Annotated in this window: 20 protein-coding genes and 1 tRNA gene; 11 read left to right on the top strand and 10 right to left on the bottom strand. The window is 66.8% G+C overall.

Features of this window, described 5'->3' with window-relative positions:
• The first annotated feature begins 146 nt into the window (after positions 1–146).
• Entirely contained in the window at positions 147–1,670 is a 1,524-nt protein-coding gene (locus AC4NMM_RS09915) for a replication factor C large subunit (RefSeq protein WP_096395597.1), read from the top strand.
• An 18-nt stretch (positions 1,671–1,688) separates the two neighbouring features.
• Here the strand turns inward: AC4NMM_RS09915 and AC4NMM_RS09910 are convergent, their stop codons facing one another.
• Positions 1,689–2,834 carry a sensor histidine kinase gene (locus AC4NMM_RS09910; RefSeq protein ID WP_491924176.1) on the bottom strand — a complete coding sequence of 382 codons (1,146 nt, stop codon included), beginning with the start codon at positions 2,832–2,834 and terminating at the stop codon, positions 1,689–1,691.
• A 158-nt stretch (positions 2,835–2,992) separates the two neighbouring features.
• Between AC4NMM_RS09910 and AC4NMM_RS09905 the strand changes: the two genes are divergently transcribed.
• Positions 2,993–4,069 (top strand): zinc-dependent alcohol dehydrogenase family protein, encoded by a 1,077-nt coding sequence (locus AC4NMM_RS09905; RefSeq protein ID WP_491924175.1) that lies wholly within the window; start codon positions 2,993–2,995, stop codon positions 4,067–4,069.
• Positions 4,070–4,240: 171 nt separating this feature from the next.
• Here AC4NMM_RS09905 and AC4NMM_RS09900 read toward each other — a convergent pair whose 3' ends face one another.
• Complete coding sequence (locus AC4NMM_RS09900; RefSeq protein ID WP_157745984.1) at positions 4,241–4,771, bottom strand: hypothetical protein; 531 nt, start codon at positions 4,769–4,771, stop codon at positions 4,241–4,243.
• A gap of 213 nt (positions 4,772–4,984) precedes the next feature.
• Between AC4NMM_RS09900 and AC4NMM_RS09895 the strand changes: the two genes are divergently transcribed.
• Entirely contained in the window at positions 4,985–6,001 is a 1,017-nt protein-coding gene (locus AC4NMM_RS09895) for a hypothetical protein (RefSeq protein ID WP_096395603.1), read from the top strand.
• A gap of 172 nt (positions 6,002–6,173) precedes the next feature.
• Here the strand turns inward: AC4NMM_RS09895 and AC4NMM_RS09890 are convergent, their stop codons facing one another.
• The 5 genes from AC4NMM_RS09890 to AC4NMM_RS09870 form a co-directional block, all read right to left on the bottom strand.
• Entirely contained in the window at positions 6,174–7,100 is a 927-nt protein-coding gene (locus tag AC4NMM_RS09890) for an ABC transporter permease subunit (protein ID WP_096395605.1), read from the bottom strand.
• Positions 7,100–7,846 carry an amino acid ABC transporter ATP-binding protein gene (locus AC4NMM_RS09885; protein WP_096395607.1) on the bottom strand — a complete coding sequence of 249 codons (747 nt, stop codon included), beginning with the start codon at positions 7,844–7,846 and terminating at the stop codon, positions 7,100–7,102. The genes AC4NMM_RS09890 and AC4NMM_RS09885 overlap by 1 nt, the downstream gene beginning before the upstream one ends.
• Entirely contained in the window at positions 7,843–8,661 is an 819-nt protein-coding gene (locus AC4NMM_RS09880) for an amino acid ABC transporter permease (protein ID WP_096395609.1), read from the bottom strand. The genes AC4NMM_RS09885 and AC4NMM_RS09880 overlap by 4 nt, the downstream gene beginning before the upstream one ends.
• Position 8,662: 1 nt before the next feature.
• Positions 8,663–9,466, bottom strand: coding sequence for a basic amino acid ABC transporter substrate-binding protein (locus AC4NMM_RS09875; RefSeq protein WP_096395611.1), 804 nt, complete (start codon positions 9,464–9,466; stop codon positions 8,663–8,665).
• A 122-nt stretch (positions 9,467–9,588) separates the two neighbouring features.
• Positions 9,589–10,485 (bottom strand): COX15/CtaA family protein, encoded by an 897-nt coding sequence (locus AC4NMM_RS09870; RefSeq protein ID WP_096395613.1) that lies wholly within the window; start codon positions 10,483–10,485, stop codon positions 9,589–9,591.
• Positions 10,486–10,613: 128 nt separating this feature from the next.
• On the opposite strand from AC4NMM_RS09870, the gene AC4NMM_RS09865 reads away from it, so the two are divergent.
• Both AC4NMM_RS09865 and AC4NMM_RS09860 read left to right on the top strand, forming a co-directional pair.
• Positions 10,614–10,763, top strand: a complete 150-nt coding sequence (locus AC4NMM_RS09865) for a hypothetical protein (RefSeq protein ID WP_157745986.1) — start codon at positions 10,614–10,616, stop codon at positions 10,761–10,763.
• On the top strand, positions 10,763–12,265 hold the full coding sequence (locus AC4NMM_RS09860) for an MATE family efflux transporter (protein ID WP_096395616.1): 1,503 nt from the start codon (positions 10,763–10,765) through the stop codon (positions 12,263–12,265). The genes AC4NMM_RS09865 and AC4NMM_RS09860 overlap by 1 nt, the downstream gene beginning before the upstream one ends.
• 60 nt (positions 12,266–12,325) lie before the next feature.
• Here AC4NMM_RS09860 and AC4NMM_RS09855 read toward each other — a convergent pair whose 3' ends face one another.
• Positions 12,326–12,781, bottom strand: a complete 456-nt coding sequence (locus tag AC4NMM_RS09855) for a DUF5814 domain-containing protein (RefSeq protein WP_096395618.1) — start codon at positions 12,779–12,781, stop codon at positions 12,326–12,328.
• A gap of 160 nt (positions 12,782–12,941) precedes the next feature.
• Between AC4NMM_RS09855 and AC4NMM_RS09850 the strand changes: the two genes are divergently transcribed.
• The 3 genes from AC4NMM_RS09850 (at position 12,942) to AC4NMM_RS09840 (ending at position 15,564) form a co-directional block, all read left to right on the top strand.
• Positions 12,942–13,014, top strand: a tRNA-His gene (locus AC4NMM_RS09850).
• 333 nt (positions 13,015–13,347) lie between these two features.
• Complete coding sequence (locus AC4NMM_RS09845) at positions 13,348–14,814, top strand: HPP family protein (RefSeq protein ID WP_491924174.1); 1,467 nt, start codon at positions 13,348–13,350, stop codon at positions 14,812–14,814.
• Between the two features lie 138 nt (positions 14,815–14,952).
• On the top strand, positions 14,953–15,564 hold the full coding sequence (locus AC4NMM_RS09840; protein ID WP_491924173.1) for a DDE-type integrase/transposase/recombinase: 612 nt from the start codon (positions 14,953–14,955) through the stop codon (positions 15,562–15,564).
• A gap of 486 nt (positions 15,565–16,050) precedes the next feature.
• On the opposite strand, the gene AC4NMM_RS09835 is transcribed toward AC4NMM_RS09840, so the two are convergent.
• Both AC4NMM_RS09835 and AC4NMM_RS09830 read right to left on the bottom strand, forming a co-directional pair.
• Positions 16,051–16,611: a hypothetical protein gene (locus AC4NMM_RS09835; RefSeq protein ID WP_491924172.1), complete on the bottom strand. Its 561-nt coding sequence runs from the start codon at positions 16,609–16,611 to the stop codon at positions 16,051–16,053.
• Positions 16,612–16,660: 49 nt separating this feature from the next.
• Positions 16,661–17,392, bottom strand: a complete 732-nt coding sequence (locus tag AC4NMM_RS09830) for an MBL fold metallo-hydrolase (RefSeq protein WP_491924171.1) — start codon at positions 17,390–17,392, stop codon at positions 16,661–16,663.
• Between the two features lie 165 nt (positions 17,393–17,557).
• Here AC4NMM_RS09830 and AC4NMM_RS09825 point away from each other — a divergent pair, with 165 nt between their 5' ends.
• The 3 genes from AC4NMM_RS09825 (at position 17,558) to asd (ending at position 20,196) form a co-directional block, all read left to right on the top strand.
• Entirely contained in the window at positions 17,558–17,698 is a 141-nt protein-coding gene (locus tag AC4NMM_RS09825) for a hypothetical protein (protein ID WP_157745988.1), read from the top strand.
• Positions 17,695–18,780 (top strand): DUF7972 family membrane protein, encoded by a 1,086-nt coding sequence (locus AC4NMM_RS09820; RefSeq protein ID WP_096395628.1) that lies wholly within the window; start codon positions 17,695–17,697, stop codon positions 18,778–18,780. Before AC4NMM_RS09825 ends, AC4NMM_RS09820 begins: the two co-directional genes overlap by 4 nt.
• A 369-nt stretch (positions 18,781–19,149) precedes the next feature.
• The gene (gene asd, locus AC4NMM_RS09815) at positions 19,150–20,196 is read left to right on the top strand and encodes an aspartate-semialdehyde dehydrogenase (protein ID WP_096395630.1); all 1,047 of its coding nucleotides are present in this window, start codon (positions 19,150–19,152) and stop codon (positions 20,194–20,196) included.
• Positions 20,197–20,431: the final 235 nt, after the last annotated feature.

The following is a 20,431-nucleotide window of genomic DNA, read 5'->3' as shown; positions in this document are numbered from 1 at the left end:
GAATATCAGCGACGAAAATTGAGCGACGAGATTTGCCCTGTTCGTCGAAAGATGGCGTACGTCGGCGACCTCTGATGCTCGTCGGGTGAGCGCCGATCCGGACACCGTCCGCAACCACTATACGCGCCTCGTACCACCCTTCGATAATGGCCGATTGGACGGAGAAGTACCGCCCGAGCACGCTCTCGGAGGTGCGCGGCAACGACAAGGCCCGCGACGCGTTCGCGGAGTGGGCCCGCTCGTGGGACGACCACCGCGAGGCGGTCGTCCTCCACGGGAGCCCGGGCGTCGGGAAGACGAGCGCGGCGCACGCGCTCGCGAACGACATGGGCTGGGAGACCGTCGAGCTCAACGCCTCCGACCAGCGCACCGCCGACGTCATCGAACGGTCCGCGGGACGGGCCGCGCGCAACGCCACCCTCGGCGGGAGCGCGGCGGGCGGCGGCGCGGCCGGCGGCGACACCGCCTCGCGCCAGCTCGTCATCTTAGACGAGGCGGACAACATCCACGGCAACTACGACCGCGGCGGCGCCTCGGCGATCACGGAGCTGGTCAAGGAGTCCGGCCAGCCCATCGTGCTCATCGCCAACGACTACTACGACATGTCGCGCGGGCTCCGGAACGCCACGCAGGAGATCGAGTTCCGCGACGTCTCCGCGCGCTCCATCGTCCCCGTCCTCCGGGACGTCTGCCGCAAGGAGGGGATCGAGTTCGAGTCGGACGCCCTCCAGCGGATCGCGGAGGGGAACCGCGGCGACCTCCGCGGCGCGATCAACGACCTCCAGGCCGCCACGCAGGGCCGCGACTCGATCGCGGTCGAGGACGTGGTCACCGGCGACCGCGACAAGGCGCTGGGGCTGTTCCCGTTCCTCGACGCGGTCCTCAAAGAGGAGTCCGCCGAGGAGGCGCTCCAGTCCGCGTACGCCGTCGACGAGACGCCGGACGACCTGACGCGGTGGATCGAGAACAACCTCCTCGACGTGTACGAGCCCGCCGAGGCGGTCCGCGCGTACGACTTCCTCGCGAACGCGGACGTGTGGCTCGGCCGCGTGCGCGCCACGCAGAACTACTCCTACTGGCGCTACGCGACCGACAACGCGGCCGCGGGCGTCGCGGCCGCCCGCGACGGCGAGAAGGGCGGGTGGACGCGGTACGGCCGCCCGCAGTTCTGGTCGTCGTCGGACGCGACCGCGGACGAGGTCGTCGGCAAGATCGCGGCCGCGAGCGGCTGTAGCGTCGCGACCGCTCGCCGCGAGGTGTTGCCGTTCCTCCAAGCGGTCACCCACCACTGCAAGCCCCGCGAGCTGACCGTCGCGATGGCGGCGGCGTACGACCTCGACGAGGAAGGGGTCGCCTTCGTCACCGGCTCCGGCGAGTCGACGAACAAGGTCGCCTCCATCGTCGAGGACGCGCAGGCACGGCGCGACGAGCTGATCGAGGAGCACGCGGACGGCGCCTTCGCGTTCGACGGCGCGGCTCGGGAAGGCGAGGAAGACGACGCGGCCGCGACCGATGCGGACCACGACCCGGAAGGCTCTGGAGCGACCGCGGGCGGGAGCGATCGAAGCGATTCGGCGGAGGACTCGGCCGCGGAGGGCGATTCACCGAACGAGGACGATTCCTCGACCGAGGACGACGACGATCAGGCGGGCCTAACCGACTTCATGTGATCCGGGTCCGGGGGTCGGTCAGGGCTTCCCGCCGCCGCGGACCGGAGTCGAGTTCGGGTCGGAGTCGCGTTCGCTCGCCTCCGCGGCTCCGATCGACTCGCCGACGACGAACTCGAACCGCGCGCCGCCCTCGCGGCCCTCCGTTACCGACACCGTCCAGTCGTGCGCCTCCGCGATCCGCTCGACGATCGCCAGTCCGAAGCCGGTGCCGTCCGGCGCCGTCGTGTGGCCCGGCTCGAAGACGGCCTCCCGCTGGTCGGGATCGATCCCCGGGCCGTCGTCCGCGACGTAGAACCCGTCCTCGGTCCGTCCGACTCGGACGCAGACGGCGTCGTCGTCGGGATCCGTCGGGGCAGCGTCGGCGTCCGAACCGGCACGCGGTGCCGACGTTCCGGATGCGACCCGGTCTCCCGATCCCGACTCGCCACCGGTACCCGCGGCGCCGGAGCAGTCTCCCTCGGACGCGCCGTGTTCGATCGCGTTCCGAAAGAGGTTCTCGAGGGCCTGTCGGAGCCTGTCGGCGTCGCACGGGACCGTCGGGAGCGCCCCGTCGACGACGAGTGCGGCGTCGGCCGGCTCGCCGACCGTCCCCCACGCGCTCTCGACGACCGACTGTAGGTCGGTCGGCTCCGTCGACTGGACCGTCTGCCCCTCCCGGGCCAGCGTCAGGAGGTCGCCGATGAGGTCGTCCATGCGGTCGAGCGCGTCGAGGGCGCGGTCTAACCGCTCGCTCGACGCCTCGCCGTCGAGCTCGTCGGCCAGCTCGACGTTCCCGACCGCGACGGAGAGCGGGTTCCGGAGGTCGTGGCTCACGACGCTCGCGAACTCCTCGAGCCGTTCCCGCTGTCGCTCCAGCCGCCGCCGTCGCTCCACGCGGTCGTCCGTGAGGAAGAGGTATCCGACCACGTCGCCGTCCTCGGTCGTCCGCCCGCGCTCGTGGACCCACTGCGGCTCCTCGCCGGCGTCGACCCGGTACACGACATCGACCGGGCCGGTTTCCAGCGCCTCGCGGAGCCGGTCGCGGTCCTCGCCGGCCACGCAGTCGAGCCAGCCGCCGTCCGGCCGCTCCGGCGCGTTGAGCCGCGTCTCTCCCGACGCCTCGATCACGAACCGAGAGGGGTCCCCCTCGGGGCGGCGGTAGGCGATCCCGGGTCGCCGTTCCATCGGTCGCGACACGTGTCAAGGAGGTTACCCTGTTGGCATAAACCTTACTCGTCTATCACTTGTCAGACGCTGAGATCAAGTCGGAAAACACTCGAAATAATCAAACGCGGGACCGGACCGCCGGGAGACCTTTGTCCCGTCCGCCGATCGATCGCCGTATGCGCGCAGCGATCCTCCGGGAGCACGGCGAGCCGCTCGCGGTTCGCGAACTCCCAGACCCCGACCCCGAACCCGACGGCGTCGTCGTCCGCGTGAACGCCTGCGGCGTCTGCCGCAGCGACTGGCACGCGTGGGCCGGCCACGGCGAGTGGGCGGACGACCGCGTCCCGCGCGGGCAGGTCCTCGGCCACGAGCCGGCCGGCGAGGTGGTTGCCGTCGGCGACGAGGTCGACCGGTTCCGCCCGGGCGACCGCGTGGTCGTCCCCTTCTCGCTCGGCGACGGCACCTGCCCGCACTGCCGCCGCGGCGCCGGCAACGTCTGCGAGGACGGCCGCGCGCTGGGGTTCGAGGCCGCGGCGCCGGGCGCGTTCGCGGAGCGGGTGGCCGTCCCGGCGGCCGACTATAACCTCGTCAAGCGCCCCGAGTGGCTCGGCGCGACCGCCGCCGCGGCGCTCGGCTGTCGGTACATGACCGCCTACCACGCCCTCGCCGAGCGGACGACCGTCGGCGGCGGCGACGCGGTCGCCGTCCACGGCTGCGGCGGCGTCGGGCTCTCCGCGGTCCAGATCGCCGCGGCGCTCGGCGCGCGCGTGATCGCGGTCGACGTCGACGGCGACGCCCTCGAACTCGCTCGCGAGTTCGGGGCCGACGCGACCGTGAACCCGGCGTCGCTGCCGGAGGAGCGATCCGTCCCCGAGCGGATCCGCGCCCTCACCGACGGCGGCGCCGACGTCTCGATGGACGCGCTGGGGATCGCGGAGACCTGCCGCAACTCCGTCCGGTCGCTGCGGCCGCGGGGAACGCACGTTCAGGTGGGGCTCACGACGGACGCCGAGCGCGGCGAGGTGTCGCTGCCGACGGACTGGATGACGCGGTGGGAGATCTCCTTCCTCGGCTCGCGCGGGATGCCGCCGACGAGCTACCCGGACCTGTTCGCGCTGATCGAGGCGACGGGGATCGACCCCGGCGCCCTCGTCGCCCGCGAGCTGTCGCTCTCGGAGGTCTCCGACCGGCTCGCGGCCATGGACGAGTACGAGGCGACGGGCGTGGAGGTCGTCACCGATTTCGAGGGGTGATCTGTCGCTCTATCCGAACACGTGTCACGTGACGCGTTCTTAGGAAATCGGTCCGCAGCAGTCGACCGGTAGACTCTGACTATTTAACTGCCGTTTTCGGACTTCTCCAGTAATGGGATACAGAGAATATCCGACTTTAAAAATGCCCTCCGAGTTCAGAAACGGGTGTATTCACACCTGAGAAGGTCTCTGGCGCTCGTGACGAAGGTTATTCTGATCGGATAACTGTTCACGCACCGTTTTCACGAAATCCTGTACCTGGTCTTTATCATCAGCACCCATCCAATTTATTCGCCACATTTCTGGTTCCTGTTGGATCACGCCCCCGCCCCGGAACTCGAAATAGGACTTCGAAGAATTGTACCAGATATACAGAAATAGAACCCCTGCCCCCACGAAGAGTCCCGAAAACACGACTGCTACGGCGGGATCATAACTATCTACGTTCGAGAGCATATACCACCAGCCAAATAACCCGATCAGACAGAAAATGGATACAACCAGATAGATCGATTTACGTGGCTTGTTCGTCAAACTGATCGCACTAATCTCTCTGAAGGACAGGTCGTGAAGCGACTCCGTACCACGGTCTGACTCACGATATTTCAGTATTCGTTGATCCGTACAGACCCATACCCACGACCGTGTGGAGCAATGAGCCACGACATCTTCGTCATCTAATATGTGTTGCTTAATGGACACACAGAACGTGTCTATCAGGGGATATTAAAATTTTGGGCATCCACAGAAACAGAGAGATGGTGAAACACGCCATATTAACCGGTAAAATACTGATTTCACTGCCTCTCTGTTCAGTACCGTAGAGAGACAACACGCTCAACTAAAGTTCGATGACTACCAGAGGTGATAGCTCTACCCTCAGTTATATATACTTTCATGATTGCCGACGTGTGTATGGGAAAGGCGAAAGACTCTCTGAAATTCACCAGACAGGATCTGCGGAAGTCGACGAAGTTCGTCGAAGGAGATTACTCCGGAATTAACCCGAGGCAGTTTTACAGGAAGCTAAAACGGAGTATTGAGGAAATCCAAGAGGAATCCGACTTCAAATATACGACTCACGGGTCACAGGACGCCGATCTCGATATTCAGAGCGAGGAAGTCGGAAGCAAAACAGGAACGGTAGAGGGGCGGCTTCAGGCCGAATCTGACTGGGCGAAGATCGGTGAATCAGAGATCGAGTACCGCCCGTACGGACCTCACGGTGCTCTCGGGATTGTCGTTGGTGGATTGCTCTTTCTTCTTGGCCTCGCTGGTGGAACCGAGATAGCGGTTCTTGGAATGTTGATGCTGGGCGGCGGCGCCTACGCGTACTGGCAGACCGAGACGGGAACGTATCCCGTAATGAGAGAGGACGTGATTCGGGTCCTGATCACCGGCGAGGTCAGCGAGCGGACCGTCGATAGCGAGGACGCATCCAGAACGGACATGTTCGCCAACATGAGCGTCATATTCTCCGGAGACGCCTTCGTCGCGGTTGGAACGAGTGAAATGGATCGGCACGACTGGCCGATGCGTCTGGAGCTTCTCTCGCAGGTAGCGGAGTGGCGTAACCGGTGCGTGAACAACCCATCGAACGAAGTTGAGGCCCCGGGTGGGTTTATTTATATGCTAAAGGGCTGGACGAAGCGGGATCCCGCGGAAATCAAACGCGAGGTCCAGCGGATTCAACAGCCGCTCTTGGATGCGGACTTCGACCTCCGAGAGAGATACGCGGATATACTCCGCGAGCAGTTACACGGTGCGCTCGAGACCGAACTGGATCAGCACGAGGCAGATCTCCGCAACGAACTCGAATCGCTGGCGCAGGATCTGAACATCTACGTTGAGCGGGAAGGGATGACGCATACCGATAACGTTGAACGAAACAGAACCGACGCGGCGGGAGAGTTAGATCCAGAGGATCTCTGAGTCACATCCGAGGTCCGCTATCGGGTCGAGGGAGCTTGATTTCAGTACGGCGTGACGGCAGCGGTGGCACGGCACAGACTGATCGGTTTTCCGGTTGGCGTACCCATCGAAAACGGTGTACAGACGGCTTCGCCGCACGCCTGGACCAGAACCGCCGATCGACGATCCCGACTCACCGCTCCCGGTCGGCGCCGAGTCCCGGGATCGCGACGCGGTCGTCGACGCGCTCCATGAACTTCGAGGCCGTTAGCACCAGCGCGAGGTACATCGCCCCGAGTATGAGGAAGACGGCCGTGTACCGGAAGGTGTCGGTCGCGACCTGGTTGGCCCGGTAGTACAGCTCCGGGACCGTGATGAAGCCCGCGAGCGACGAGTACTTGATCAGGTAGACGAACTCGTTCGTCCACGAGGGGATCGCGTACCGGAGCGCCTGCGGGAGCACCACGTAGTAGATCGACTCCAGCTTCGAGAGCCCGATCGCCCGTCCGGCCGTGATCTGTCCCTCGTCGACGCTCTCGACCGCGCCGCGGATGTACTCGGCCTGGTAGGCGGCCCCGTTGAGCGTGAACCCGAGGATCGCGACCCACACCACGTCGCGCGGGAACACGCCGGACAGCGCCGCGGGCACCGACGCCGCGAGGTTCAGCCCGTAGTAGAGCACGAACAGCTGCGCGAGGAGGGGCGTGCCGCGTAACAGCTCGGTGTAGCCCAGCGAGAGCCACGCCGAGAACCGCCCGTACACCCGCGCGACGGCCAGCGGCACGGCGATGAAGAAGCCGCAGACGAGGCTCACGCCGGTGATGACCACGGTGAGCCACGTCCCCTCCGCGAGGACGGGCGTGAGTTCCACCACGAACGCGGCGTCGGCCGCCACCGCGGCGAGCCCCGGCACCGCGGCGAACGCGCTCTCGACGGCGTCCGGTGCGACGAACGGCTCGCCGACCGGGGCGACGACGCCGCCGAGCCATCGGTTGACCCAGCTGACGACGAGCCAGCCCCAGAACAGCGCGCCGGCGGCGACGAGAAGGACCCTCCCCGCGGACGGGTCCGCGTCGGCCACGCGCTCGCCCACCGTCCGCGGTCGCGTCGCCCCCGACATCAGTCGTGGCTCGCGATGCGTTCGAGGAAGCGGCCGGTCCGCTCTTTCTCGGGCCGTTCGAACAGCTGCTCCGGCGGGCCGCGTTCGACGACCCGACCGTCGTCTAAGAACACGACCTCGTCGGCGACCGCCCGCGCGAAGCTCATCTCGTGGGTGACGACGAGCATCGTCATCCCCTCGTCGACCAGGGACCGCATCACCTCCAACACCTCGCCGATGAGCTCGGGGTCGAGCGCGCTCGTCGGCTCGTCGAACAGCATGAGCTTCGGCTCCATCGCCAGCGCGCGGGCGATCCCCACGCGCTGCTGTTGGCCGCCGGACAGCTCGGCCGGGTACGAGTCGAGCTGGTCGGCGAGCCCGACGCGCTCCAGCTGGTCCGCCGCGCGCTCGCGGGCCTCGTCCTCGGAGAGGCCCAGCACGCGCCGTGGCCCGAGCGCGACGTTCCCGACCGCGGTCAGGTGCGCGAACAGGTTGAAGCTCTGGAACACCATCCCGACCTCGCGGCGGAGCTCGTCGACGTCGGTGTCGGGCGAGAGCACCCCCACGCCGTCGAGGGTGATCGACCCCTCCTGGGCCTCCGCGAGCCGGTTGACGCAGCGCAGCATCGTCGACTTGCCGGAGCCGGACGGCCCGATCAGGACGGTCACGTCGCCGCTGTCCATCTCGAAGGAGACCTCGTCGAGCACCTGCTCGTCGCCGTACCACTTCGAGACGTCGCTCACCCGGAGGAAGTCGCCGTCAGTCACGCCGACTCCCCCTCCGGGATCGCGTAGCGGGTGCCGAGGTAGTCGAGCGCGCGGTTCGTCGTGAACGTGAGGACGAAGTAGATGCCACTGATGAACAGGATGACTTCGAGGACCGCGGTCGTCTGTTGCGTGAACAGGTCGTACCCACGGGTCAGGAGCTCCGCGAGCCCGATCGCGAAGACGATGCTCGTGTCCTTCAACACGATGGTGAACTCGTTTTGGAACCCCGGGATCGACCGCCGGAGCGCCTGCGGGACGACGACGTAGCGGATCGCCTCGAACCGCGAGAGTCCGACGGATCGGCCGGCCTCCAGCTGACCGTCGTCGACGCTTGACAGTGACGCTCGGAATATCTGCGACTGGTACGCCGCGCTCCGCAACCCGAGCCCCAGTATGCCCGCCGAGACCGCGGGAGAGATCGACCCCACGCCGAGGTTCACCTGTGGGAGGCCGACGACGAAGTAGATCACGAGGAGGATGACGACGATCGGGGTCCCGCGGAGGACGACGCCGACCGTCTCCACGAGCCGCTTCGAGAGTCCACCGCCGTACACCTCCACCGCGCCGGCCGGGAAGCCGACGAGGAACCCGAGCAGGATCGACGCGACGGTGAGCCCGACGGTCAACAGGACGCCGCCGGCCAGGTAGTCGACGTTCCGGATGACGAACCACCAGTCCGCGGGATCACCGACCAGCCACCAGTCGAACGGCTCGCCGACCGACCGAACGGCGCCCCTCGCCGTCGGTCCCGCGGCAGACCCCAGACTGTCGAGACTCCCGGACGCGATGGGCGCGAGCGACCCCGCCACCGACATCCTACTCCTGCCCGAACCAGGTGTTGGTTATCTCTTGGTACGTCCCGTCGTCGCGGACGGTCGCGAGCCCGTCGTTGAGCGCGGACTGGAGCTCCGACTCGCCCTGGCGGAGCCCGAAGCCGAACTGTTCGCCCGTCTCCTCGACGAACGCGATCGTCACGTCGCGGTTCGCGGCGAACGTCTCCGCGACGGGGTTGTCGACGACGACTGCGTCGATGTTCTCGTTCGAGAGGTCCTCGACCGCGAGGACGTAGCTGTCGTACGTCGAGAAGTTCTCCTCCGGGATGATCCCCTCGTCGATGAGGTTCGCCTCCACCTCGTCCGCGCCGGTCGTCCCCGACTGCGCCCCCACGCGCGTGCCCTCGAAGTCCGCCCATCCCGACGGCTGGAAGTCGCCGCCCTCGCGCACGAGGATCGCCTGATCGGACTCCCAGTAGGGGTCGGAGAAGGCGATCGTCTCCTGCCGGCCCTCGGTGATCGTCATCGCCGCCGCGATGACGTCGATCTCCTCGTTCTGCGTGAGCGCGGGAATGAGCCCGTCGAAGTCGAAGGTGGCCCACTCGCCGATCTCGTAGTCGGTCTCGGCGACGACGGCTTCGAGCAGGTCGATGTCGAACCCGACCAGCTCGCCGTCTTCCCGCATTTCGAACGGCGGGAATCCGGGTGCGGTTCCGGGCGTGATCGTCATGCTGCCCCCGCTCTCGCCGAGACAGCCGGCGAGGCCGGTGGCTCCCACGGCGGCCGTTCCGCCGGTCAGCTTCAGGTACGTCCGTCGGCTCACGTCGGCTTGGGTGCGGCGTGTCATACCCGTGCGAGTACGGCGAGCGATTTCAACCTTTCCTCCCTCGGGCAGGGTCAACCCGTCTCTGGGGATCCGACATCGCCTTTCCCAAGGTGGCTCACAAAAACCCGGCCGTGCGGCGCCGGTCAGTCGCCGCCGATGGGGACGGAACCGTCACGCATCCCCTCTGTCCCGCGGAGGGTCCACGCCGCGCCCGCGGCGAGCGCGACCGCGACGCCCAGCGCGACGAGGTTGATCTGCTGCCAAACGACGGTGTAGAGGACCAGGTCGCGCCCGAGCAGCAGCGTCCCGACGAGCGCGGTCATGGACCCGGCGGCGAGCGCGCGGACGGTGGCGGCTGTGCCGGCGTCGAGGCCGTCGTATCCCCCTCGGACCGCCTCCGTCGCGTACGCGACCGTCGCGACGAGTCCGAGGTGCCCGGCGAGTCCGGTGATATAAAAGGCCCCCTGCGCGGGCGGCGCGTAGGTGAGGAACGGCACCGCCCGCGAGAAGACCGCGCTGGCGACGATCCCCGCGACCGCGATTCCCGCGGCCGCGCGGAGCAGCCGCGCGTTCCCTCGGCCGCCGCCCCAGATTGTCGCCAGTCCGAGCAGCGTGAAGATTGTCAGCGCCACGATCAGGTGCGCGGCGTGGGTCGACACCGTGTATCCGCCGGGGACGAGCCCGCCGAGCGTGACGGTGATCGCGCCGACCGCGATCTGAAGCGGGAGGACCGCGACCGCCAGCGTCGCCGCCAGCTTCGTCCGGCGCTCGAAGCCCGAGCCGAGCCACGTCCACCCGGCGACGCCGACGATGAGGAAGCCGGTGACCATCGCCCACACGCGGTGGAACCACTCGATGAAGTCCGGGTTGATCGTCAGCGCCGGGATCAGCTGGTCGGAACACAGCGGCCACTGGGCCTGACACGCCAGTCCGGAGCCGGTCGCCGCCGTGTAGACGCCGAGCGAGAAGAGGACGAGCGTCATCCCCGTCGTCGCCGCCGCGTATCGCCTGAACGTTAGCCACGCGGGCCGAAGACTCATTGGCCGATTTCGGGCGCGCGCGCACTTAGACCGTTCGGCCGCTCCCCGCGCACGGGAAGCGCGCACCGGGCCCCTCCGGCTTCCGAACGTTTTTGACTGACCAGTCAGTCAGTATTGACAGGTACCGAATGGCCGACACGGAACGACCGATCCCCGACGTCTCGCACAGCTCCATCCTCGAAGGCGACGCCGCGTCCAGTCGCCGCCACGACTTCGAAGTCGCGTCCAGTCGCCGCCACGACCGCGACGCCGCGAGCCTCCGGGAGGCGATCCGCTGATGGGGCTCCGCGATTCGGTCGACTCGCTGTTCAAGGGGGCCGACGAATTGGACCTCACCTCGGGCGACATCGGGTGGCCGCTGTTCTTCCTTTCCCTACCGATCGTCGTCCAGAACCTCTTTCAGGTGCTGTACAACCTGGCCGACACCTTCTGGCTCGGCCGCTACAGCACCGAGGCGCTGTCGGCGATCACGTTCGCGTTCCCGATCGTCTTCCTGATGATCTCGCTGGCGCTCGGCGTCTCCGTCGCGGGGAGCGTCCTCGTCGCGCAACACACCGGCGCCGGCGACGAGGAGCGCGCCGCCTACGCCGCATCGCAGACGATGGCGTACGCGGCCGTCATCTCCGTCATGCTGGGCGTGCTGGGGTACGCCCTCGTCGACGACGTCACCGCGCTCCTCGGCGTGAACGAGACCGTGGCGCCGCTCGTCGTCGAGTACATGCGCGTGTACGCGGTCGGCCTGTTCGCGGTATTCGGCTTCGCGGTGTTCATGGCGCTGATGCGCGGCTACGGCGACACGGTGACCCCGATGTACGTCATGGCCGGGTCGGTGGTCCTCAACATCCTCCTCGACCCGATACTCATCTTCGGCTTCGACGCGAACCCCCTCTTCGGCGCGCTCGGACTCGGCGGGCTGGAGGCGGCCGCGCTCGACGCGACGGGATTCACCGGCTGGGGGATCGCCGGCGCCGCCATCGCGACCGTCGGCTCCCGGGCCCTCGCGCTCCTCGTCGGGCTTCGGATCATGTTCCGCGGGAACCGGGGCGTCCGAATCCGACTTTCGGAGATGCTCCCCGATCCCGAGTTCGGCAGGACCGTCCTCGGCATCGGCCTGCCGGCCTCCGCCGAGGGCGCGGCCCGGTCGGTCTCCATCACCGCGCTCCTCGTCGTGGTCGCGAACTTCCCGAACGCGGTCAGCGGGGCGTACGGCATCGGGACGCGGATCTTCTCGGTGATCTTCCTGCCGGCGCTCGCCGTCTCGCAGGGGATCGAGACGATGACGGGGCAGAACATCGGCGCCGAGGAGCTGGACCGCGCCGCCGAGACGAACCACTTCGGCGCCCGCGCCATGCTCGGCCTGCTCACGGTCGGCGGCGGGGTCATCGTCCTCGCCGCGCGGCCGATAGCCGGCGTCTTCTCCCCCGATCCGGCGGTCGTCGACCACGCGGCGACGTTCCTCCGCGTGAGCGGCCTCTCGTTCGGATTCATCGGCGCCATGCGCGCGTACACCGGCGGCTTCCGCGGCGCGGGCCACACGATGATCGCGGCCGTCATCTCCCTGATCACGCTCGGCTTCGTCCGCCTGCCGGTCGCGTGGGTCGCCGCCGGCTCGCTCGGGACGATGGGACTGTGGATCTCGTTCCCGATCTCGAACGTCGTCGGCGGGGTCGTCGCGTACCTCTGGTTCAAACGCGACACCTGGCGCGAGGGGAACCTGACCGAGGAGGACGCACCCGCCGAGGAAATCGGCTCCGGCGTCGCCTCGCCGGACAACGACTGACGCCGGGCCGCGGCGTCTGCGAGCGGGGGCGGCGTCGGCGGGCCGACTCCGTTCCGGACGCTATCCCGACAGTTCCCGCTTCGCCTTTCGCGCCCGCTCCGACATCTCCTCGTCGCCGTCGACGTCCGCGAGCGTCTCGACGGCCTCGAGGTTCCGCACCGCGTCGTCGAGGAAGGAGAGCACGTCGCCCGTGTACGCGTACACCATGTAGTCGTCGGTCATCACGTCGACGATGGCTTGCGGGCCGAGCCCCTCGGCGCGCAGCTCGAGGACGTAGCGCATGAACTTCTCCTCGGGATGGCCGCAGTAGGGGTTCGAGTCGCAGTCGCAGTCGAGGAAGTCCTCGGCGAAGTCGAGGACGCGGTCGCGGGTCGTCTCGTCGAGCTTCGAGAGGCCGTCGCCGGTGAACAGCAGGTCGAGGGTGGCGCCGGCGAACGCCCCCTTCGGGATGTTCGCCTCCAGCTGGGAGGAGAGCTGCCGGTGGTTCTTCACGTAGATCTTGTCGGTAAAGGCCACAGTTACGCTCCGATACGCCCGCGGCCCTCAAAAGCGACGCGGTGATCGGAGAAGCGAGCGGCGTCTCTCCCGGGCGCTCCGCGTCGGGCGCCACTCGGTCGCACGCCCGTCCGGGAGTCGTAACCGTTATTTATCGAAGCGGGGTACTTTGCGACGCGTGTCCGGGTTAGGGTAGTGGACTATCCTTCAGCCTTGTGGAGGCTGAGACGCGGGTTCGATTCTCGCACCCGGACCTACACGGCGGAGCCGTGTTGCGTTTTCACCGGTTCTCAACACAACGAGAACCATCTGTTTCAAGTCAAAAAGGCGGGTCTCCGGGTGGTTCCCAACCCGTCCGAAGCTGTCACAATATCAGTTGACTGACCACCGAGAACACCTCATCGGCTGGAGTAATCGCAGCTTTCGATTACAACGGTAGCGAGGCGAATTCCTCCGTTTACGGGTGAGATGAAGCCGACAACAGAGAATCTATCCGCGTTCCCGGCCGTACTCGGGCTTGGATACTTGGCTGGCTCGTTCGGGTGTTAAGCCGACACTCAAATCAGCCAGCGTGTCAAGACTCACGTATGCGCGATCAGCTCCGACGTCATTATCACTCGATTCGCAATCGAATCCTGCGAATTGAACGACGTGAGGTTCACGAGATCCGTCGGTGGCTCGAGGACACGGAGAATCTGCTTCACTTCTCTGTCGTGGTTATCGTACCGCTTCTCATCGGAGCCATCACGTGGATAGCGAACGTCTCACCGGTCGTGTCCTTTCTCGTTTACCCGCCGCTGGCGTCGGGCACATATACGCTGTTTGCTGACCCTGACGGACCGTACTCCTCGCCAACGACGTTCGTCGGTGGGATGACCGCCGGGGCGCTCAGCGGATGGTTCGCGCTCGAAATCGGAACGCGGTTCTGGTACCAGACTCCGGCCGAGCAGTTCCAGGTACAGGCTGGCGTGGCTGCGTTCGGTATTTTTCTCACCGGGATCGTCACGTGGGTCCTCTCACTCGAAGAACCGACGGCGTTTTCGACGGCGCTTCTCGTCCTCGTCACCGGCTCCGACCGGCTGGCGTACGTCACTGGAATCATCGGAGCGAGTCTACTCATCGCCGGCGCCTTCGTACTCTGGCGGCAGCACTTCTATCACGAACGTGCCCGCTATCTGTACACGTCCACCCACGGTGACGATCAGATTCTGGTACCTGTCCGTGGCGAGACGTCCGAGTCACTCGCCCTCTTTGCCGCACGTCTCGCGGCCGCCCACGACGCCAGCAAGGTCGTTCTCCTGAGAACAGTCAGTGAGGAGGTCATCGAGGAAACCGAAACGATAGTGGCGGCTACTCAACAGGGGACTGTTCCCGAGGCTCCTGAAGAACCGCCGGATGAAGGCGTAACCCGCGCAGCTGAAGAGTTGGTGACTGAACAGCAACTACAGCGGCTCGAAGGACTCAAAAATCTGGTCGAATCAACCGTCGATGTATCGTGTGAGTTCGTGATCGCCGCGGAGGGAAACTCAGCTGGAGAAACCGTTCTCACGACGGCTGAAGAGGAGAACTGTGATCTGATCGTCTGTCCGTACGAAACCGAAGACGGAGGCCCCAGTTCGTTCGTCAGAACGATCTTGAAAGGTAACACGGACTCGATCGTGTTGCGCTCGTCGAACGGACGAACGGAGTGGCGGCGCATTCTTGTAATGGCCCGCACGTCAGGAGAACCCGCCAACGCGATGCTTGACTTCGCGGTTCGACTCCTCCCCCCTGACGGGACCATAAGTGCGTGTACTTGTATTTCACACCAACAGGAGCGTCGGACAGCGGAGATTATGCTTGAGAATCTCGTCGAACAATTTTCGACGGGTATCGAGACTCGCATCAGCGTCGCGTCTGCCGAAGCGTTCCTCGATCGGAACGCATCCTCGTACGATCTAGCAGTTGTCGGGGCGAGCACTGATCGAAGCGTTCTATCACGAGTCGTGTCCATGCCGACATTCGAACGCATTCAAGAGGTTGACTGTGACGTCGCAATCGTCCATCGAGCATAGAAGGTTGTGTGAACTACCCTACCCTACTCGCTCACGGCTGACGCCGTTCGCTCCTTGAGGATAGGGCTTCCTGCTTCCGAGGGTGTCAACCTTAGCGTGAAGGAAGCGGCCGAGCAAGGGTAAGTTGGTGAGTTGAGGATGCTCGACCGCATGGTTGAGAAGGCTCGCCAGCAAGAAGTATTTTCCCGTGAGGACACGCCGACGGAGCGGCGTGTCCTCGCGGCGTTTTTGTACCACGCTGGCCTCTCCTACCGGCGAATCGAACCGTTCGTTGATCGCTCGTATGAGGCGATCAGACAGTGGTTTCATCGGCTCAAGCATCTCTTCGAGCCCGACTGCCGGGCTCGCCAAGAAGTCGCCGTCGATGAGACGAAAATCGAGATCGACGGCGACGAGCACTACGTGTGGGCGGCAGTCGATTGTGACACGCTCGAAGTGCTTGCCGTTGAGGTCTCTCCCGGCCGATCGAGTCTCGATGCGCTCCTGTTTTTGAGGGACGTTCTCGAACGATGCCGCGGTCGCCCGCTGGTGCGGGCCGACCGCGGCCCGTGGTACGACTGGCCGCTTGAACTCTTAGACTGCGAATACGAGCGTGAAACGTGGGGAAATCGGTCACTCATCGAAGCGTGGTTCGGGATCTTCAAATACCGAACCAGACGTTTCTACCACCGATTTCCCTTCCACAGCACCGCCAGCTCCACCAGATCATGGCTCACAGCTTTCGCCGCTCTCCACAATGCTGCGATCTAACCTTGACACCCTTCGAGGGTGGGGGCTTAGCGCCTATATCCAGCTAACCCCGGTTTCAGGAACTCTTCTATTGGAGGGTTCAATATCGATCGATGGAACCGCCGGACCCGCGCTTCCGTTCGCAGTCGTCTGTCCGACTCTGTTCCTCGGTGCGGCTGCCTCCATCGCGCTCTCAAGTGGTCTTGGAACGTAACAATCAGGCGAAAAGAGCCCGTCAGCGAGGTCAGTAGACAGGATGGCATTGCGTTGGGTCCCGTATTTAGATACAGTCTCTCAAGACGCGGGCCGGATTCAAGAAGCGGGGAGTGGCCAGTCCCCCCGTGAGCGGCCAGAATTCGGCTTTTTCGAGGACCGGCTTTGGCGCATAAACCCGGTAGTGGGGGCCGGCAAGGCCTTGTAGAGGCCGAGACGGGGGTTCGATTCCCGCACCCGGACCTTCTCGCGGTGAGCGACACCGCGAGCCTAGGGCCGCGCCGGCTGCGGGCGCTACCGCAGCCCTTCGAGGATCTGTAGGTACCGGAACCCCGTCTCGCTGTAGTCCTTCGACGACGCGTCCGCGGCGTCGCGGAGTTCCTCGATCCGGTCGGTGTAGTCGTCGTTAATCACGAGTCTGACGGCGGGCTCGTGGTCGCGCTCGGTGCGTTCGACGACCTCGGCGAGCCCCTCGGTCTGATACCCCTCGCTGACGTACGGCGACCACAGCTGGATCTCGGCGAGCGAGAGGTCGTCGAACACGACGTCGAGGTAGCCGACGACGCGCTCGAACTTCTCGGAGATCCGCTCTAAGCTGTACTGGTAGCTCGCGTTGCCGTACGCGGCCCACTCGTCCGTCGAGGGCGTCCCGGAGTACAGCTGGCCGTCGAGGTGCGTGACGACCTCGCAGGCGAAGATCCGCCGTCCCCCGGGCGTCGACTTGACGCCCAGCACGTCGAGCTCCGTCTGGTCGCCACGCTCCATGGAACGCTGGTTGTACGTCACGAGGTCGCACTCCTCGATGACGCGGAGGTACGCCCCGACCAGCTGCTCTCCCGGCTGCGGCTGCGTCACCGTCGATCACCGGTCCGGACGCGGAACCGACTGCGGCTACTGAATGCTCTCATAGGATCCGCTCGCCGTCCTCCGGGACCAGCACGTTCTCCGTCTCCGATCGGAGCTCCTCGCGCGAGAGCAGGCAGTGGTTGATCGCCTCCATGTGGACCACGGCGACGGCGGCGTCCGTGGCCTCGCGTACGGCGGTCACGTCGTCGACCCCCATCGTGATCGGTTCGCCCTCGTTGAACCGCGCCGCGCCGCCGTTGAGGACGACCGCGTCGGGGTCGAATCGGTCCAGCGTCTCCGCGACGGGCTCGTACCAGACCGTGTCGCCCGCGAGGTACAGCGTCTCCTCGCCCTCGAAGGCGAATCCGGAGACGGGTCCCATCCGCTCGGCCAGTTCGCCGTGTCCGTGACGGCCGGGCGTCCGGTGGAGCGTGACGCCGTCGAACGACGCCGAATCCTCGATCGGTCGCACGTCGGTGAACCCGTCTTCGACGAACGCGTCCGCCTCTGCGGGCTGGCAGAACAGGGGCACGTCCGCGTCGAGCTCCGCTTTCGCCGCGTCGTCGAAGTGGTCGGGGTGGCGGTGGGTGACGATCACCGCGTCGTGCGCGAGGTCGACGTCGGGCATCGGGACGAGCGGGTTGTTCCGGTCGTTGGGGGTGTCGTCGATCGCGGGCATCGAGCCCTGCGGCGCGAACAGGGGATCGACGAGGAAGGCCGTCTCGTCCACGGTCGCGAGGACCGTGGCGTTGCGAACGAGGGTGACGCCGGTGCCGGCGGCTGTCGACATACCCTCGGTTCGGCGAGCAACGGGTTGTGACTTGCGCCGCCTTCCAGCGGCGAGGCGCGACAGCGGCGACCGTCAGGCAGAGGTCCGCGAGCGCGACTGCCGCGCCCCGGACGGCCTCGTCGCATCCGGATACTTATATGGTGCTCGCGAGTCGTATCGCGAGTAATGGAGAGCTGCGAGACGACGACTCGATCCGGATCGCTCCCGAAGAGCGCCGGGACTGGCGCCGTCGGCACGGCCGTGGTCTGGGAGGCGGACGCGACGCACTACGTCGACGACCTCTCGGTGCGCGTCGAGGCGCGATGAGCGGGGACTCGGAGCCGGCGTCGAGCGCTTCCGACGCCCCCGACGGCCCCGACGCGGAGAGCGACACGGACACCGCCGACACGATGCGCGAGCGCGCCGGCGAGAGCCGCGTGAAGCTCTGGCTGCTGTTGCGCGCGGACCGGCTCGTCGTCGCGGGGGTCCTGACGGCCGCCGTCTTCGTCGCGTTCGTCGCCGTCGCGGTCGGCCTCTCGCCGTCCCTCGCGGAGAAGGTCGGGTCGAGCGATCCGATCGAGACGCTGTTCGCGTCGATGATCACGGCGATCGTCACCGGAGCGACCCTCGTCGTCACGATCGGACAGCTCGTGCTCACGCAGGAGAACGGCCCGCTCGGCGACCAGCAGGAGCGCATGAACGACACGCTCGCGGTCCGGGAGTCGGTCGCGGACCTGACCGGTACGCCGGCCCCCACGGACCCGGCCGCATTCCTCGACGCGGTCCTCGGCGCCGCGGCGGAGCGCGCCCGGGGTCTCCGCGACTCGGTGTCCGATCAGGAGGGCGACGGCGACGGATCGGACCGGGCCGCACTCCGGGAGGAGGTCGACGACCTCGCCGCCGAGGTCACGGGGAACGCCGACGCCGTGCGCGGGCAGCTCGACGGCGCCGAGTTCGGCTCCTTCGACGTCGTGTTCGCCGCACTCAACTTCGACTACGGTCCGAAAATCGGCCGGATCGAGCGGCTCGCGGCCGATCACGACGATGAACTCACCGACGACGAGCGGAGTACCCTCGGGGAGCTGAAAGAGGCGCTGTCGCTGTTCGGGCCCGCCCGCGAGCACGTCAAGACGCTGTACTTCCAGTGGGCGCTGATCGACCTCTCGCGCCTAATCTTATACGCCGCGGTGCCCGCGCTGGTCGTCGCGGGCCTCGCCCTCACCGCCGTCGACGCCGGCACGGTTCCGGGAAGCACCCTCGGCGTCGACCACGTGACGCTCGTCGTCGGGGGCGCGTTCGCGGTCACGCTCCTCCCGTTCTCGCTGTTCGTCTCCTACCTGCTTCGCGTGCTCACCCTCGCGAAGCGGACGCTCGCGATCGGGCCGCTGGTGTTGCGCGACTCGGAGTAGTCGATCGCGGTCGCTCTCGGAGTCGTCGGAATGTCGCCCGCGACACTAACGACCGGTCTCATCTCCGGCGGCGTGCCGCGTCGACCGGGAAACCCTCGTGGCGGGCGGTCGCCTGCGCGGCGACGGGCGGGTCGCGTCTGCGACCGGTGTCACGCGCCTGGGTTCTCCGCGCTGTCATCGCTCCCATCGGGGAGTACTCGGGCGGGGACTAATGGCGCGCACCGGAACGTACCGTCCCGAGGCGTTTAACGGTCCTGTTCCCGGTGGCAAGGCCCCGCGACCGGCTCCGGTTCGCCGGCGACGCGGAGCGACCGGCGGTATCGACGCCTATCCGAACGCACTTACGTCCCTGTCACCGACCCACGCGCAATGTCAGTCCGAGTCGGCATCCTCGGCGCGACGGGCGCCGTGGGCCAGCGATTCATCCAGTTGCTCGACGACCACCCGACGTTCGACCTCGCCGCGGTCACGGCGAGCTCGGAGAGCGCGGGCGAGACGTACCGCGAGGCGGCGAAGTGGCGCGTCGACACGCCCATCCCGGACGACGTCGCCGAGATGGAGGTCGCGGAGACGACGCCAGCGGGCATCGCGGACGACGACGTCGACCTCCTGTTCTCCTCGCTGCCCTCGGGCGTCGCGGCCGAGGTCGAGCCGGCGTTCCTGGAGGAGGGCTACGTCGTCTCCTCGAACTCCTCGAACGACCGCATGGCGGCGGACGTGCCGCTCACGATCCCGGAGATCAACCCGGACCACCTCGATTTGATCGAGGTCCAGCGCGACGAGCGGGGCTGGGACGGCGCCCTCGTGAAGAACCCCAACTGCTCGACGATCACGATGGTGCCGACGCTCGCCGCCATCGACGAGTTCGGCCTCGAAAGCGTCCGCGTCTCGACGCTCCAGGCCGTCTCCGGCGCCGGCTACTCCGGCGTCACCTCGATGGAGATCATCGACAACGCCATCCCGCACATCGGCGGCGAGGAGGAGAAGATGGAGACGGAGTCGCGCAAGCTGCTCGGCGAGTTCGACGGCGCCGAGGTCGCGCTCCACGGCGCCGACGTGGCCGCCTCCTGTAACCGGATCCCCACGCTCGACGGCCACCTGGAGAACGTGTTCGCCGAGTTCGCCGCGGACCCCTCGCCCGAGGAGCTCCGCGAGGCGATGCGCTCGTTCGAGGGCGCCGGCGACCTCCCGAGCTCGCCGGACCAGCTGATCAAGGTGTTCGGCGACGACGAGCCCGAGCGCCCGCAGCCCCGCCTCGACCGCACGTACGCGGACGGGATGGGGATCGTCGCCGGCGGCGTCCAGTCGACGGACGCCGGCGCGAAGTACAACTGCCTCGCGCACAACACGATCCGCGGCGCGGCCGGCGCCTCCCTGCTCAACGGCGAGCTGCTCGTCGAGGAAGGGTACGTCTGAGGCTCGACCCGATCGACTGCCGGCGCCCGACGGCGACGACCGCACCTTTTTAAATATTAGACGGTGACCGAACCGCGGGTCGGGGCCCGAATCCCACCGCTTTGCGGTTGGCGCGCGCCTGCGAGCGGCCGCCCTCGGCGGCCGCGGGCTTGCCCGCCTGGAGGGGTCCCGGCCCCGCCTACAACCTGCCGCCGGGGGACGGGAGGGGGCGGTGTTCGTGCGGGGGGGGGGCGGC

The organism is Halorubrum sp. SD41, from assembly GCF_058630335.1.
Note: the sequence above shows the minus strand (reverse complement) of the source record. Positions and strands in the feature narration are given on the sequence as shown.